11 protein-coding genes are annotated in these 16,736 nt (G+C 59.3%); 8 read left to right on the plus strand and 3 right to left on the minus strand.

The features are described from left to right. Positions 1–42 precede the first annotated feature (42 nt). Both KGB29_RS13095 and KGB29_RS13100 read left to right on the plus strand, forming a co-directional pair. Positions 43–1,896, plus strand: a complete 1,854-nt coding sequence (locus KGB29_RS13095; protein WP_150813494.1) for a DUF4105 domain-containing protein — start codon at positions 43–45, stop codon at positions 1,894–1,896. 342 nt (positions 1,897–2,238) lie between these two features. Then, complete coding sequence (locus tag KGB29_RS13100; protein ID WP_057713229.1) at positions 2,239–2,733, plus strand: GreA/GreB family elongation factor; 495 nt, start codon at positions 2,239–2,241, stop codon at positions 2,731–2,733. Here the strand turns inward: KGB29_RS13100 and gdhA are convergent. Together gdhA and ettA are read right to left on the minus strand one after the other, a co-directional pair. Then, positions 2,730–4,067, minus strand: coding sequence for an NADP-specific glutamate dehydrogenase (gene gdhA / locus KGB29_RS13105; protein WP_102672636.1), 1,338 nt, complete (start codon positions 4,065–4,067; stop codon positions 2,730–2,732). The two genes, KGB29_RS13100 and gdhA, sit on opposite strands and share 4 nt — an antisense overlap. Positions 4,068–4,440: 373 nt before the next feature. Beyond that, on the minus strand, positions 4,441–6,105 hold the full coding sequence (gene ettA / locus KGB29_RS13110; RefSeq protein WP_090451500.1) for an energy-dependent translational throttle protein EttA: 1,665 nt from the start codon (positions 6,103–6,105) through the stop codon (positions 4,441–4,443). Between the two features lie 289 nt (positions 6,106–6,394). Between ettA and KGB29_RS13115 the strand changes: the two genes are divergently transcribed. The 6 genes from KGB29_RS13115 to KGB29_RS13140 all read left to right on the plus strand — a co-directional run bounded on the left by KGB29_RS13115 (position 6,395) and on the right by KGB29_RS13140 (position 15,627). Then, positions 6,395–10,243: an EAL domain-containing protein gene (locus KGB29_RS13115; protein ID WP_150813495.1), complete on the plus strand. Its 3,849-nt coding sequence runs from the start codon at positions 6,395–6,397 to the stop codon at positions 10,241–10,243. A gap of 249 nt (positions 10,244–10,492) precedes the next feature. After that, a complete protein-coding gene (glyA, locus tag KGB29_RS13120) occupies positions 10,493–11,746 on the plus strand; it encodes a serine hydroxymethyltransferase (protein ID WP_150813496.1) in 1,254 nt (417 codons plus the stop codon). Positions 11,747–11,992: 246 nt separating this feature from the next. Next, complete coding sequence (locus tag KGB29_RS13125) at positions 11,993–12,556, plus strand: hypothetical protein (protein ID WP_223508117.1); 564 nt, start codon at positions 11,993–11,995, stop codon at positions 12,554–12,556. A 289-nt stretch (positions 12,557–12,845) separates the two neighbouring features. Continuing rightward, complete coding sequence (locus tag KGB29_RS13130; RefSeq protein ID WP_057713223.1) at positions 12,846–14,159, plus strand: C4-dicarboxylate transporter DctA; 1,314 nt, start codon at positions 12,846–12,848, stop codon at positions 14,157–14,159. Positions 14,160–14,216: 57 nt separating this feature from the next. Further along, positions 14,217–14,921, plus strand: a complete 705-nt coding sequence (locus KGB29_RS13135; RefSeq protein ID WP_150813498.1) for a FadR/GntR family transcriptional regulator — start codon at positions 14,217–14,219, stop codon at positions 14,919–14,921. 25 nt (positions 14,922–14,946) lie between these two features. Then, a complete protein-coding gene (locus KGB29_RS13140) occupies positions 14,947–15,627 on the plus strand; it encodes a GntR family transcriptional regulator (RefSeq protein WP_150813499.1) in 681 nt (226 codons plus the stop codon). Positions 15,628–15,749: 122 nt separating this feature from the next. On the opposite strand, the gene yjiA is transcribed toward KGB29_RS13140, so the two are convergent. Further along, complete coding sequence (gene yjiA / locus KGB29_RS13145) at positions 15,750–16,721, minus strand: GTPase (protein ID WP_102672642.1); 972 nt, start codon at positions 16,719–16,721, stop codon at positions 15,750–15,752. Between the last annotated feature and the right edge of the window lie 15 nt (positions 16,722–16,736).

The raw sequence follows: 16,736 nt of genomic DNA on the forward strand, positions 1-16,736 counted from the left end.
ACCTCGTTGGGTCTTTATTTTTTCCTGTTTAAGTTGCCTTCTATGCTCAAACGCCTTGCCTGGCTGGCGCTGTGTGTCTGCGCCCCGCTATCCGCCGCGCCTCACATCGAACCACAACGTTTGCAGCAACTGGCCAACGACCCTTTCTGGATATCCCTGGGCCATTACGAAACCGCCAAGCTCGGCGGCTGGCGCAGCTATGTCAGTGACCGCAAGTTCTTCCTCGCCGCTGACGGCAATGAACATCCGGACCATGAACTGGCGGCGACTGTACAAGCCTTGTACGCCCCGGCCAGTGCCGGTGAAACACACGCTCAATGCGTCTACCCGGCCCGCACCCGCTGGCTGAAAGACCAACTCGGCCTGGCCGGACTGCCGACGCCGGACTGCGCCGGGTTCAAGCAATGGTTCAAGGATGTCTCGCCCGACAGCGCGGTGATGATCTTCCCGGCGGCTTACCTGAACAGCCCGTCCTCGATGTTCGGCCATACCCTGTTGCGCATCGACCAGGCCGAGGTGAAGAGCGACAAGACTTCGCTGCTCAGTTACGCGATCAACTTCGGCGCCTACATCGAGGGCTCGGACAACAGCATCATCTATGCCTGGAAAGGCCTGATGGGCGGCTATCCCGGCCTGTTCGCGATGGTGCCCTATCAGGAAAAGCTCTCGGAATACCGCAGCCTGGAAAACCGCGACCTGTGGGAGTACCGCCTGAACCTGACCCAACAGGAAACCGCGCGCATGGTCGAGCACGTCTGGGAGCTGAAGCAGATCAAGTTCGACTATTTCTTCTTCGACGAAAACTGCTCATACCGCTTGCTGGAACTGCTGCAAGTGGCCCGACCGGGCCTGCGCCTGACCGAGCAATTCCCACTCACCGCCATCCCGACCGACACCGTCAAAGCCGTGAAAGATGCCGGATTGGTGGAATCGATCCAGTATCGTCCGTCCCGGGAGCGCGAGTTGCTCAGCCGCGCCGAGCCGTTGGACCCTGAAGAGCAACAGTGGGTGCTGAAAGTCAGCGCCGATCAGAAACAATTGCAGGACCCGGCGTTCAAGGCGCAAGCCCGCGACCGTCAGGCGCTGATCATCGATGCGGCCTATCGTCTGGAGCGTTACCGCGCCAATGGCCAGGAACGCGACCCGGCACGCGCCCAGCGCAGCTTCGAACTGCTGCGGGCCATCAACCAGAACCCGGCGCCGGAGCTGGATATCCCGCAACCGGGCCTGCCTGAAGACGGTCACGAGTCCCGCACCTGGCAGCTCGGCCTCGGCAGCCGTGGAGATAAAGCCTTTGGCGAGTACGGCTTGCGCATGGCTTATCACGACCTCAACGACAACAACGAAAGCTTTCCCCTTGGTGCGCAGATCGAAATCCTGCAATTGAAACTGCGCCAGTACGAAAGCAATGAATGGCAAGTGCAACAACTGGACCTGGCAACGATTCGCTCCCTGACCCCGCGTAACGAGCTGCTGCAACCGCTGTCATGGCAAGTCACCGGTGGTCTGGAGCGAGTGCCGGGCAAGCACGATGACCAAACCCTGGTCAGCCACGTCAACGGCGGTGGCGGTGGCACCTGGCAACTGGGCGATGACCTGCTCGGATTTGCCCTGGGCACTGTGCGCATCGAGCACAACAACGATTTCGCCGCTTTCATTGCCCCGGCCGCCGGGTTCAACAGTGGTGTGCTGTGGAAAAACCCGCTGGGCAATTTGAGCCTGGAAGCCAAGGGCGACTTTTTCACCAATGGCGAGGTGCGCCGTAGCCTGAGCTTGAATCAGCAATGGGAAATATCCCGCAATCTCGGACTGCGTTTGAGCGCCCGGCGCGAATTCAGCCATTTGGCGACGGCCGAGAACGAAGTGATACTTGAGCTGAAGTGGTATCACTACTGACCTGACACACCACTTACCCTGTGGGAGCGGGCTTGCTCGCGAATGCGATATAGCACTCAACATTGATGCTGGCTGACACGCCCCTTTCGCGAGCAAGCCCGCTCCCACAGGGGTTAAGTGGTATTCGTCAAAACGCCTACACACCTTTCACAACCACCCGACGAATCCACTTCTAGACTTTATCTATGGGTCGCGTATCGGCTTGGGAGAGTGAGATGTGGTGGTATGCGCAGAAGGATCAGGACGCCGCCCGGGCCTATCACTCGCCGTAAGTCGCTTTCAGACATCCAGTGAAACCAAATGCCTGCGACCATGGCCCAAATCCTATACCGGGAGAATTCCATGAGCCGTGCCTTCGTCAATGAAGATAGTGCCGCCGCGCAAGCCGATCAGCCAGTCGAACGGCAGGTCAGCGCGCAGACCAATTACGTCACACCGCAAGGCCTGAACCTGTTGCAGGGAAAAGTCGCCGAACTGCAATCCCTGCACGCCGAACAATCGGCAAAAGGCGAACAGGCCGACAAGCAGCGCCTGGCGGATCTCGAACGTGATTTGCGTTACTTCAAGCAGCGCCTGGGCAGCGCTCAAGTGGTTCCCGCCGCGACTTCGACCGAGAAAGTGCAGATCGGCAGTTGGGTGACCTACGCCGATGAACACGCCACCGAACGCCGGGTACAACTGGTGGGCGAAGATCAGGCCGATGCCGCCCACGGCCTGATCAATTGGAGCTCACCGCTGGGTCGGGCGCTGCTCGGCGCACGACTCAACGACGAAGTGCTGTGGCAGCGCCCCGCCGGGGATCAACTGATTGAAGTGATCCGTATCGAACCGACTTAGACGACGCCTTGGGCCAGCATGGCATCGGCGACTTTGACGAAGCCGGCGATGTTCGCGCCCTTGACGTAGTTGACCCGGCCATTCTCTTCGCCGTAATGCACGCAAGCGTGGTGAATCGACTGCATGATCGCGTGCAGTTTGCTGTCCACTTCGCCACCGGTCCACGCCAGGCGCATGGCGTTCTGCGACATTTCCAGCCCGCTCACCGCCACGCCGCCGGCGTTGGATGCCTTGCCCGGCGCAAACAGAATGTTCGCCTCGATGAACAGGTCCACCGCCTCAAGGGTGGTCGGCATGTTCGCGCCTTCGGCCACGCAGATGCAGCCGTTGCGCAGCAAGGTGCGAGCGGCTTCGGCATCCAGTTCGTTTTGCGTCGCGCACGGCAGCGCGATGTCGCAGCTCAGGCTCCACGGAAGCTCACCTGCGCGGAACTCCAGGCCAAAACGGCCGGCCAGTTCACGGATACGCCCGCGCTGTACGTTCTTCAGTTCCAGCACCGCCAGCCATTGCTCCTCGGTCAAACCGCTTTCGCAATACAGCGTGCCTTCGGAGTCGGACAGCGAAATCACTTTACCGCCCAGGTCCATGACCTTGCGCGCCGCGTATTGCGCGACGTTGCCGGAGCCGGAGATCGCTACGCGTTTACCTTCCACGGCCAGGCCGCGACGCTTGAGCATTTCTTCGGCGAAGTACACGCAACCGAAACCGGTGGCTTCCGGGCGAATCAGGCTGCCGCCGTAACTTGGGCCTTTGCCGGTCAGCACGCTTGTGAACTGGTTGCTCAGGCGCTTGTACTGGCCGAACAGGAAACCGATTTCCCGCGCGCCGACACCGATATCACCGGCCGGTACGTCAACGTCGGCGCCGATGTGGCGGTACAGCTCGCTCATGAAGGCCTGGCAGAAGCGCATGACTTCCGCATCACTTTTACCTTTCGGATCAAAGTCCGACCCACCCTTGCCGCCGCCCATGGGCAGCGAGGTCAGGGAGTTTTTGAAGGTTTGCTCGAACGCGAGGAATTTCAGGACGCCCATGTTCACCGACGGGTGGAAACGCAGGCCCCCCTTGTACGGGCCGATCGCGCTGTTCATCTGGATGCGGAAACCACGATTGACCTGGACCTTGCCCTGATCGTCGACCCACGACACGCGAAACACCACCGCCCGCTCCGGCTCGCAGATGCGCTCCAGGATGCCGGAGGTCAGGTAATGCGGATTGGCTTCAAGAAACGGCCACAGGGTACGCAGGACTTCTTCGACAGCCTGGTGAAATTCGGGTTGGTCCGGGTCGCGTTTTTTCAGGCGCGCAAGGAAGGATTCGACGGATTCGATCATGGAAAAGTCTCGGCAAATTTATTGTCGTTGGAGGAGATTGAGCCGGACTGTAACAAACGATTCACGCACAGGAACAGAGCAGAATGTCGCATTCATGAAATTAAATGGTGCACAGGATATAAATAAGTCCGTTTTTTGGACTCATTCTGCACCTGAATAGGGATTCACCATTCGAGCAATGCACCATCAGTAACACCGCCTTCGCGAGCAAGCCCGCTCCCACAGGGGATCTTCTGCTGAATTGAGATTTGGCCCTTCACAAAACCCTGTGGGAGCGAGCTTGCTCGCGATGAATGCGCCGCGGTATCACTGAAAAAACGCGCAAAAAAAAACGGAGCCCGAAGGCTCCGCTCTTTATGCAACCAACCCGAAATCAGGCCAGTTTCTTGTGACGTACACGATGCGGCTGGGCAGCTGCTTCGCCGAGACGCTTTTTGCGATCAGCTTCGTATTCGCTGTAGTTACCTTCGAAGAACACCGCTTGCGAGTCGTCTTCGTACGCCAGGATGTGCGTCGCGACGCGGTCAAGGAACCACCGGTCGTGGGAGATCACAATGGCGGCGCCCGGGAAGTCCAGCAAGGCCTCTTCCAGGGAGCGCAGGGTTTCGACGTCGAGGTCGTTGGACGGTTCGTCGAGCAGCAGGACGTTGCCGCCCTCTTTCAGGGTCAGGGCCAGGTGCAAGCGACCGCGCTCACCACCGGACAGGTCCTTGACGAACTTCTGCTGATCGCCGCCCTTGAAGTTGAAGCGACCGACATAGGTACGCGACGGGATCTCGTAGTTGCCGATGCGGATCTGGTCGGAACCGTCGGAGATCTGCTGGAACACGGTCTTGCTGCCGTCCAGGTCCTCACGGCTCTGATCCACACAAGCCAGCTGCACGGTTTCACCGACTTCGATGCTGCCCGAATCCGGCGTTTCCTTGCCCATCAGCATGCGGAACAGGGTCGACTTACCGGCACCGTTACCGCCGATCACGCCGACGATGGCACCTTTAGGCATGGAGAACGACAGGTTGTCGATCAGCACGCGATCGCCATAGCCCTTGGTGACGTTCTTGAATTCGATGACCTTGTCGCCCAGGCGTGGACCGGCCGGGATGTAGATCTCGTTGGTTTCGCTGCGCTTCTGGAATTCCTGCGACTGCATTTCTTCGAAGCGTTGCAGACGAGCCTTGGATTTCGACTGGCGGGCCTTGGCGCCTTTGCGCACCCACTCCAGTTCTTCCTTCATGGCTTTTTCGTGAGCCGACTGCTGCTTGGATTCGGCAGCCAGACGATCGGACTTGGCTTCCAGCCAACCCGAATAGTTACCCTCGTAAGGAATGCCCGCGCCGCGGTCGAGTTCCAGAATCCAGCCGGCAACGTTGTCCAGGAAGTAACGGTCGTGCGTGATCGCGACCACGGTGCCCGGGAAGTCGTGCAGGAAGTGCTCCAGCCAGGCGACGGAATCGGCGTCCAGGTGGTTGGTCGGTTCGTCGAGCAGCAGCATGTCCGGTGCCGACAGCAGCAGACGGCACAGCGCCACACGGCGTTTTTCACCACCGGAGAGGACTTCAACCTTGGCATCCCACGCAGGCAGACGCAGTGCATCGGCGGCGACTTCCAGCTGACGCTCCAGGTTATGGCCGTCGCTGGCCTGCAGGATCGCTTCGAGCTTGGCCTGTTCGGCAGCCAGCTTGTCGAAGTCGGCATCCGGATCGGCGTAGGCGGCGTAGACCTCGTCCAGGCGTGCCTGGGCGTCCTTGATCACGCTGACCGCTTCCTCGACCACTTCACGCACGGTCTTGGTCGGATCCAGTTGTGGTTCCTGGGGCAGGTAGCCGATGTTCAGCTCCGGCATCGGACGGGCTTCGCCCTCGAACTCGGTGTCGACGCCAGCCATGATTTTCAGCAGCGTGGATTTACCCGAACCGTTGAGGCCGAGCACGCCGATCTTGGCGCCGGGGAAGAACGACAGAGAAATGTTTTTCAGGATTTCCCGCTTCGGCGGAACAACTTTGCCCAGCCGATGCATGGTGAATACGTATTGAGCCATGGAGAACCTAGGGTCAGTGACTGATGAATGATTGGAGCGCAGGCAATGCCCGGCCAGACTGTGCGCGTCGCCCGCTTGAGGAGATCAAGACGTGCGCGCTGAAAAAAGTCTGAGTCTAGGAGCTGGAACGCTCCCGCGTAACCCGCAAAGCTACCTTAATGACCGGTGGCAGTCCAGCCGACGGACAGGGGCTGGCACTTCGCCACAACTCAAGGCATGCTAGCCGCCCTTCGGGCGTCCGGCTTATAGTGCATGTCGCGCCAGTCCAGCCAAACCGCAGGATTACAGCTTGTCCATTGCCCCTCCGCCTCCGATTTCCAGTGCGCCGGCCACAGTGCTCGGCTCCCCCCTGCGCGGGACTTTGAAGGGCACCTTGGCGACACTCGTATTATTGCTGCTGGCCCTGCTGTTCTGGCAGTTGCTCGACCAGTTGCGCGAAACCCAGAAGAACCAGCGTCAGTACACCATCGACTACACCGCCGATCTGGCCGCGCAGGTCAGCCTGAACATGACGCTCAACGCGCAGATCGCCCTCAACCTGTTGCCGATCGTCGAGCAACCGCAAGGCGCCAATGAACTGCAGGCCCTGTTGCGCAAGCTGCAACAGTCACTGCCTGATCTGCGCAGCCTGGCGTTGCTCAGCCCCTCGGGAAGAGTCATCAGTGACAGCGCTCCCGACAGCGATGACAACAACTACCTGGGTGAACTGGTACGCCGCAGCCACGCCCAGGCGCACTACTTCAGCAACGCCACCGACGGTTCCGTTGTGCATTTACTGTTGCATCAGGCCAGCGGCAGTTCCCGAGGCTATTGGGTCCTGCGCCTGACGCCCACCTTCTTTTCGTCCCTGACCAAGCAACGCGAGGCCGGCGGCCGCCCGTTGTGGCTGGTGGAGAACCGCATCAACCATCAGATCATCAGTCGCGACGAAGCGCTGCCCTCGGTCAATCCGGGCACGCTGACCGAGGACGATGTCGCCAACAGCGTGCTGACGGTTCCGCTGAGCAGCAGCGATTGGCAATTGCGCGGCCTGTTCGACCGTCAGCGCGTGCTGGAAGAGCTGCTGCCGGCGTTCATCGGCAAATGTCTGCTGGGCCTGGCGTTTTCCATGCTGCCGTTCCTCGCCTTGCTGAACACGCGCCGGCGTCAGCGCCAGTTGAATGAAGGCCGCCGGCGTTACCAGGACATTTTCGAAGGCACCGGCGTGGCCTTGTGCGTCCTCGATATGTCCGGGCTCAAGGTCTTTTTCGACAAGGCACAACTGCAGGGCAGTGAGCAACTGCAAGCGTGGCTGGCGATCCCGGAGCAACGCCGGCCATTGCTCAAGGAACTGCGGATCACCGAGGTCAACCAGGTGGCGTTGCAACTGCTTAATGTCGATAGCGCCGACCAAGCCTGGAAACTGCTGATCGACGGTAATCCGCAGGACGGCACCGCCATCGGCAACCAGATGCTCGACGCGATGCTCAACCAACAGCAACAGCTTGAGCTGGAAATCAAGCTGCAGGACGCCAGCGGCCGCGTCCAGCACCTGTGGCTGGTGCTGTGCCTGCCGCAAACCCCGGACGACTATAATGCAGTGATCCTGAGCATCACTGACATCACCAGTCGCAAGCTCATCGAGCTGTCGCTGCAGGAGCGCGAAGGGTTCTGGTCGGATGTGGTGCGCACCGTGCCGGATCATCTGTATGTGCAGGATGTGATCAGCCAGCGCATGATCTACAGCAACCACCATCTGGGCCAGACCCTGGGTTACAACCGCACCGAACTGCACCAGATGGGCGAATACTTCTGGGAAATCCTCCTGCATCCCGAAGACGCCGACTATTACCACCGCTCTCGCCAGATCCAGCGCCAGGCCGGTTATCGCCAGTTGATGCAGTGCCAGTTGCGTTTCCGCCATCGGGACGGCCAGTGGCGACGCTTCGAGATTCGCGAGCAGGCACTGGCGCGGGACAAGGACGACCAGGTCACGCGGATCATCGGTGTAGCCAAGGACATCACCGACCAGATCGAAGCCAGCGAATCGCTGCGCGACAGCGAGCAGCGCTACCGCATGCTTGCCGAAAGCATCAGCGACGTGATCTTCTCCACCGACAGCCGCCTTAACCTCAATTACGTCAGCCCTTCGGTACTAGCAGTGCTGGGCTACGACGCCGAGTGGATTTTCCAGAATGGCTGGCAATCGACCATCGCCAACCCGCAACAGCTGACCGGCATCTACCACCTGATGGACCGGGTCAGCAAAGCGCTGGATCAACCGGACCAACTGGCGCTGTTGCGCAGCCAGGTGCAAACCCAACTGTTCCTGTTCGACTGCCTGCGGGCCGACGGGCGCAAGATCCCGATCGAACTGCGCCTGGTATTGGTCTGGGACGAACACGGTACGTTCGAAGGCGTGCTCGGCGTCGGCCGCGACATCAGTCAGCAACGCCGGGCCGAAAAAGATCTGCGCATGGCCGCCACGGTATTCGAACACTCGACCTCGGCGATCCTGATCACCGACCCGGCCGGCTACATCGTCCAGGCCAACGAAGCCTTCAGTCGTGTCAGCGGTTACGCCGTGGAGCAGGTCCTCGACCAACTGCCGAACATGCTGACCGTCGACGACCAGCAAGAAGCCCATCTGCGTTACGTGCTCAAGCAATTGGGCCAGCACAGCACCTGGGAAGGCGAAGTCTGGCTCAAGCGTCGCAACGGCGAGCACTACCCGGCCTGGGTCGGGATCACCGCCGTACTCGACGACGAAGGCGACCTGGCCAGTTATGTGTGTTTCTTCAGCGACATCAGCGAGCGCAAGGCCAGCGAGCAACGGATTCATCGCCTCGCCTACTACGACGCCCTGACCCACCTGCCCAACCGTTCACTGTTCCAGGATCGCCTGCACACGGCACTGCAATCGGCCGAACGGCAGAAGTCGTGGGTGGTGCTGATGTTCCTCGACCTCGACCGTTTCAAGCCGATCAACGACTCCCTGGGCCACGCCGCCGGCGACCGCATGCTCAAGGAAATGGCCACGCGCCTGCTCGGTTGCGTCGACGATGACGACACCGTGGCGCGCATGGGCGGTGACGAATTCACCTTGCTCCTGCAACCGCGAGCCAACCGTGAAATCGCCCTGAACCGGGCGATCCATGTGGCCGAACAGATTCTCGCCAGCCTGGTGAAACCATTCGTGCTCGAAGGCCGCGAGTTCTTCGTCACGGCCAGTATCGGCATCGCCCTGAGTCCGCAGGACGGCAACGAACTCAGCCAGTTGATGAAGAATGCCGACACTGCGATGTACCACGCCAAGGAGCGTGGCAAGAACAACTTCCAGTTCTATCAGGCGGACATGAACGCCAGCGCGCTGGAACGTCTGGAGCTGGAAAGCGACTTGCGCCATGCCCTGGAACAGAACGAATTCGTGCTGTATTACCAGCCGCAGTTCAGCGGTGACGGCAAGCGCCTGACCGGTGCCGAGGCACTGTTGCGCTGGCGTCATCCACGCCGCGGGCTGGTGCCGCCGGGGGATTTCATTCCGGTGCTAGAAGAGCTCGGGCTGGTGGTGGATGTCGGCGACTGGGTGATCAGCGAAGCCTGCCGTCAACTCAAGGCCTGGCATCAGGCCAGGGTACGGGTGCCGAAGGTGTCGGTGAACATCTCGGCGCGACAGTTCTCCGACGGCCAGCTCGGTACGCGTATCGCCACCATCCTCAAGGAAACCGGCCTGCCGCCGGCGTGCCTGGAACTGGAACTGACCGAAAGTATCCTGATGCGCGAAGTCAGCGAGGCGATGCAGATCCTCGACGGCCTGAAAAACCTCGGCCTGAGCATTGCGGTCGACGATTTCGGTACCGGTTACTCATCGCTCAACTACCTCAAGCAGTTCCCGATCGACGTTCTGAAGATCGACCGCACCTTTGTCGATGGCCTGCCCAGCGGCGAGCAGGATGCACAAATTGCCCGGGCAATCATTGCCATGGCCCACAGCCTCAACCTGGCGGTGATCGCCGAAGGCGTGGAGACCCATGAGCAGCTGGATTTCCTGAGGGAGCACGGTTGCGACGAGGTACAGGGTTATCTGTTCGGTCGGCCGATGCCGGCGGGCCGGTTCGAAGGGCAGTTCAGCAATGATGCCCTGTTCATGTTCGATTGAGATTTGCGGCGCGGCAACTGGCCTCATCGCGAGCAAGCTCGCTCCCACAGTGGATCTACAGTGTTCGCACACTTTGTGTACACCCGAGAGCCCTGTGGGAGCGGGCTTGCTCGCGAAGAGGCCGGCACGATCACCGCTAATCCCCGCATGAACACCACTTGTCTGCGACATGATGCCGTTTCATATGCCATCTAAAACCCATTAGGTTAGAATGCCCCCCTTTTCCGCCCCCGATCCTTGAGGACCGCCATGTTCAGCCGTGATTTGACTATTGCCAAGTACGACGCCGATCTCTTTGCCGCCATGGAGCAAGAAGCTCAGCGCCAGGAAGAGCACATTGAGCTGATCGCTTCGGAAAACTACACCAGCCCTGCGGTGATGGAAGCTCAAGGCTCGGTACTGACCAACAAGTACGCCGAAGGTTACCCGGGCAAGCGCTACTACGGTGGTTGCGAGTACGTAGACATCGTCGAGCAGCTGGCTATCGACCGCGCCAAAGAGCTGTTCGGCGCCGACTACGCCAACGTTCAGCCGCACGCAGGCTCGCAAGCCAACAGCGCCGTTTACCTGGCCCTGCTGTCGGCCGGCGACACCATCCTGGGCATGAGCCTGGCCCACGGTGGTCACCTGACTCACGGTGCCAGCGTTTCGTCCTCCGGCAAGCTGTACAACGCCATCCAGTACGGCATCGACGCCAACGGTCTGATCGACTACGACGAAGTCGAACGCCTGGCCGTTGAGCACAAGCCAAAAATGATCGTGGCCGGTTTCTCTGCCTATTCGCAGATCCTCGACTTCCCTCGCTTCCGTGCAATCGCCGACAAGGTAGGTGCCTACCTGTTCGTCGACATGGCCCACGTGGCCGGCCTGGTTGCCGCTGGCGTCTACCCGAACCCGGTTCCATTCGCTGACGTGGTGACCACCACCACCCACAAGACCCTGCGTGGTCCACGTGGCGGCCTGATCCTGGCTCGCGCCAACGCCGACATCGAGAAGAAGCTGAACTCCGCGGTATTCCCGGGCGCCCAGGGCGGTCCACTGGAGCACGTGATCGCGGCCAAGGCGATCTGCTTCAAGGAAGCGCTGCAGCCTGAGTTCAAGGCTTACCAGCAACAAGTGGTGAAGAACGCCCAGGCCATGGCCGGCGTGTTCATCGAGCGCGGCTTCGACGTAGTGTCGGGCGGTACTCAGAACCACCTGTTCCTGCTGTCGCTGATCAAGCAGGAAATTTCCGGTAAAGACGCCGATGCCGCTCTGGGCAAAGCGTTCATCACCGTGAACAAGAACTCCGTGCCAAACGACCCACGCTCCCCGTTCGTCACCTCCGGCCTGCGCTTCGGCACCCCGGCTGTGACCACTCGTGGCTTCAAGGAAGCTGAGTGCAAGGAACTGGCCGGCTGGATCTGCGACATCCTGGCTGACCTGAACAACGAAGCGGTGATCGATACCGTTCGTGAGAAGGTCAAGGCTATCTGCAAGAAGCTGCCGGTATACGGTGCTTAATCAGCCCCGCTAAACCGCAGTCATAAGAAACCGGCCAGAGATGGCCGGTTTTTTTTGCTTGCGACATTTACAAACAGTGCGAACCAACAAATCGACAACCGTTGTTACCAGCGATCAAAGTTCATCACCAGACACTTCCACCTCCAACTTCCTGCAACACACACAACACCAAAACACTATCAAAAATGCTTAATCTGAACCCTGCATCAAAGCACAACCCTTCACACTCAAATAGCAGGCTTCATAATGAGCAACTCTATTGAAAAGTCCTTTATCGCTACGCTTAGAATGTTCGATCACAAACTTAACTTTCTTGAACTGCTTCATGAAAAACCGGCACTGGCCACTGTACATATGTTCAGCGGAGGATTCTTTACCGGCAAACCGCAAACCCTTGATCACTCTCGCCTGCTCGGCATCCGCCCCAACGAGCAAGGCGGTTCGGTCCACCCACTGAAGCTGCATTTTCGGTACACGGCCAATGGCTATGTACTGTCCATAAAAAACTCGGGAGAGTATTACAACAAGCTTATAAGCGAAAGTTGGCTTAATGTTTTGGGCGCGGTAGATTCAGACGATGACGATCCGACAACCTTCACCCTTATTGACCACAAAAACAGACCGATAACCCTGGATAATATTACTCCCACTCACATACCTGTTTCGCTTGTAACTGAAGATAATAAATATGTGGGCGGCCAAACTTTTAGAGGCTCGCCATATGTTTACCTTGCCCGCACGGAGGAACGCTCAAAAATAACTTTCATTCTGAGCATTCTTGAAAGAAAAGCACCTCATACAAAGTCCTGAAAAACACCTTGAAAGTAAACCCATGAGGCTGACATCAGGTGGAGCACCCCGGACAAAAAAATCGGCATCCATTGCCGATTTTTTTTGTTCGCAAAACCGCTCAAGATCGGGGCCCGGCGAACAACTGGTAAGACCGGTCATGCCAATTTTCGTTTTTTTGCTTGCGGATAGCCAAAAACACACCATAGACTGAGCCTGCACTGGACATACCGGTAAGACCACAATAATTAAGTCCTGAATCTGATGTGCTCCGCACACGGCAGCCAGGACGCCGACCAGGATTCCTCCCATGCTCAGATGGTGCTCGCGTTCAATCTTCCTCCAAGTGGTTCTCGGACTGGTGCTCGGCATCGTCTGTGGGCTGACCCTTCCCGAATACTCCGCTCAGCTCAAACCGCTCGGTGACGGTTTTATCAAGCTGATCAAAATGCTCATTGGCTTGATTGTGTTTTGCGTAGTGGTCAGCGGCATCAGCGGTGCCGGCGACCTGAAGAAGGTCGGCCGTATCGGCCTCAAATCGGTGATCTACTTTGAAGTGCTGACCACCATCGCCCTGGTGATCGGTCTGGTGTTCGCCTTCAGCACCGGCATCGGCAGCGGCGCGAACATTCACCTGGAGCAGCTTTCCGCAGCCGACATGGGCGACATTGCCCAGCGCGGCCAGCACATGCACACCACCACACAGTTCCTGATGGACCTGATCCCGACGTCGGTGATCGGTGCCTTTGCCGATAACAACATCCTGCAGGTCCTGCTGTTCTCCGTGCTGTTCGGCAGTGCACTGAATCTGGTGGGCGAGGCGGCATCGGGTATTTCGCGGCTGATCAATGAACTCAGCCACGTGATTTTCCGCATCATGGGCATGATCGTGCGACTGGCACCGATCGGTGTATTCGGTGCGATCGCCTTCACCACCAGTAAATATGGCCTGGACTCGCTGCAACACCTGGGCAGCCTGGTCGGCCTCTTCTACCTGACCTGTGTGGCCTTCGTGGCCCTGATTCTCGGCCTGGTGATGCGCCTCTCCGGCTTGAAGATGTGGCCATTGCTCAAGTACCTGCGCGAAGAGTTGCTGATCGTCATGGGCACTGCTTCGTCCGACGCCGTGCTGCCACAAATCATGCGCAAGCTCGAACATCTGGGCATCGGCAGTTCGACGGTGGGGCTGGTGATTCCAACGGGTTACTCGTTCAACCTCGACGGTTTCTCGATCTACCTGACCCTGGCCATCGTGTTCATCGCCAACGCCACCGGCACGCCGTTGGCCATGACTGACCTGCTGACCATTTTGCTGGTGTCGCTGATCACCTCCAAAGGTGCCCACGGGATTCCCGGATCGGCACTGGTGATTCTGGCGGCAACCTTGACGGCGATCCCGGCGATTCCGGTGGTCGGTCTGGTGTTGGTGCTCGCGGTGGACTGGTTCATGGGCATCGGCCGCGCGCTGACCAACCTGATCGGCAATTGTGTCGCCACCGTGGCCATCGCCCGCTGGGAGAAGGACATCGATATCCAGCGTGCGAACAAGGTGCTTTCCGGCCAGATGGGTTATACCTTCCAGCCGAAAAAACCGGTCGCGCCGGCGCATCAGCAGGAGTTTTGAATCATGTGGGAGCCCGCCAGATGGCGGGTTCCCCTGCCTTTATCCATGGAGCACACAGTGATTACCACCTCAACGGTCGTCAATTCAGTCGTAGAAAAACTTCGGGCCGCACTGGCCCGTGGTCAGTGGCGCTCCGGCGAAATGCTGCCGGGGCAACGCGAGCTGGCCGAACAACTGGGTATCAGCCGCCCAAGCCTGCGTGAAGCGGTCATCGTCCTGGAAACCCTTGGCCTGGTGCGTTCGATGCCGGGCAAAGGCGTCGTCGTACTTGAGGCCAGTCTCAGCGATGAGCAGCCCTACGACAGCGCGGTGGCCGCCGCGAGCCTGGAAGACGTGCTGCAACTGCGCTACACCCTGGAGCCATTCATCGTCGGCCTCGTGGCGCAGTCGATCAGCAGCAAGGAAGTCGGGCAACTGCGCCTGACCCTGATGGACATGCGTGAAGCCCTGGAGGCCAATGACAGTGAAGCCGGCGTAAGCGCCTACATCGCGTTCCACGAAGAGCTGTTCACGCTGACGTCAAACCCGATCTTCCAGAGCGTGGTCCAGCAAACCAGCAATGCCCTCAAGCAAAGCGCCGAAGTGTTGCGCAACTCCCCGGAGCATCTGGCTGAACGCCTTGAAGAAAACGAAGCCGTGGTGCGGGCGATCCGCAGCAAGAACAGCGCCCAGGCCAGCGCCGAGATGCGTCGGCACATTTTGCGCGAAGGCCAGCGCATGGGCATCGAACTGAACATCCCGGAAGACAACCTCGGCAGTTGAAACCTCTTCGATCTGGAGATTGGCCATGAACAGCTTCGCTTCGCCACAAACGCTCGCTACCCTGCCCGTCCGCCCTTCGGTGGATGATCTGTATTCGCGGGTCCTCGATGCCATTTTCGAGCAGCGTATCCATTCAGCCAGTCGCTTTACCGAAGAAAGCCTGGCGCAGATGTTCGGTGCAAGGCGCAGCGACATGCGTGATGTGCTGACGCGACTGTCCCACCAGCAAATCATCATTCTTCGAGTCAACCATCGTCCCCGCGTCGCCGAACTTGATGCCGAGCAGACCCGGCAGACACTGCATGCCCGGCGTCTGGCCGAGATCATGCTGGTACGGCTGGCGTGTCAGCGGCCATGCGCGCAAGACTTGAAGCGCCTGCGGACACTGGTCGATAACGAGCGTCAATGCGCCGAGCGTGGCCAGGCGATTCGTTTGTCGGGAGAGTTTCATTTGCAGTTGGCCGAAATGGCTGGAAATGCACCGCTGGCGCATTTTCTTGGCAGCCTGGTGCCGCTAACGTCATTGGCGATTGCGCAGTGTGAGGAGCAGACGCACAGTTTTTGCGCGTGGCAGGAGCATTTGGCGATTGTTGATGCTGTTGAACGTGGAAATGCTGCGACAGCGGTCATGCTGATAAACCGGCATCTGGATCATCTGGAGCAGACACTGCTCAATACACCCCGTGAACATTGTGTTGCCGGCTAGATCGCATCGCGGGCAAGCCCGCTCCCACAGTGTTCGAGGCCAAGCACAGACTTTGTGTTCAACCAGAAACCTGTGGGAGCCGGGCTTGCCCGCGATGGCGTCCTCACAGACGCCATAAAACTTCAGACCGCCGCCACCCGCGCAAATCCCTCGCGAATCTTTTCCTCCGGCAAGTCATCGGCAATGAACACGATCACGCTCTCGCGCACTTCGTCTTCAGCCCACTCGGTATCCCAGTCGAAACCATAAAGTTTCAGCACCCCCTGAAACACCATGCGACGCGATTCGCCGAGGATGTTCAACACGCCTTTGTAGCGCAGCAACTGCTTGCCATGCTCCTCCAGCAACTCGTTCATGAACTCGCTGAGCTTGTCGATATCCAGCGCTTTTTCAGTGCGCAGCACCAGGCTGGAAATGCGGTCGATGGACGGGGCCTGGCTGACCGGGCGCAAACTCACGCCGCCGCCGAGGTCGGCATTGAGGTTGAAGCCGCGCACGTCGAGCAATTCGGCCAGGTCGATCTTTCCATGGTCAACCACCCGGATCGGGGCGCGTCGGTTGATACGGGTCAGGCGCTCGCTCAACGCGGTGAAGGTCGCTTCATCCACCAGGTCACGCTTGCTCACCAGCAAGCGGTCGGCGAAACCGATCTGCGCCTGGGCGATGGTCTGGGTCAGGTGCAAGTCGGCATGTGCAGCGTCGACCAGGGTGATGATGCCGTCGAGGATATAGCGCTCGCGCAACTCTTCGTCGATGAAAAAGGTTTGTGCCACGGGCGCCGGGTCGGCCAGGCCGGTGCATTCGATCACCAGGCGGTCGAAGGCGATGTCGCCCTGGTCCAGACGCTCGAGCAACAGATAAAGCGCTTTGGTCAGGTCCGTGTGGATGGTGCAGCAAACGCAGCCGTTGGACAGTGTCATCACTTGTACCGGCTCATCGCCCAACAACTGGGTATCGATACCGGCATCGCTGAATTCATTCTCGATCACGGCGATTTTCAGGCCGTGCTCGGCCTTGAGCAGGTGACGCAACAAAGTGGTCTTGCCGGCGCCGAGGAAGCCGCTGAGGATTGTGACCGGGATGGGAGAGGACAAACTGGATCTCCTTTT

This window comes from Pseudomonas sp. BF-B-30, from assembly GCF_019956305.1.
Lineage (GTDB): Bacteria > Pseudomonadota > Gammaproteobacteria > Pseudomonadales > Pseudomonadaceae > Aquipseudomonas > Aquipseudomonas jessenii.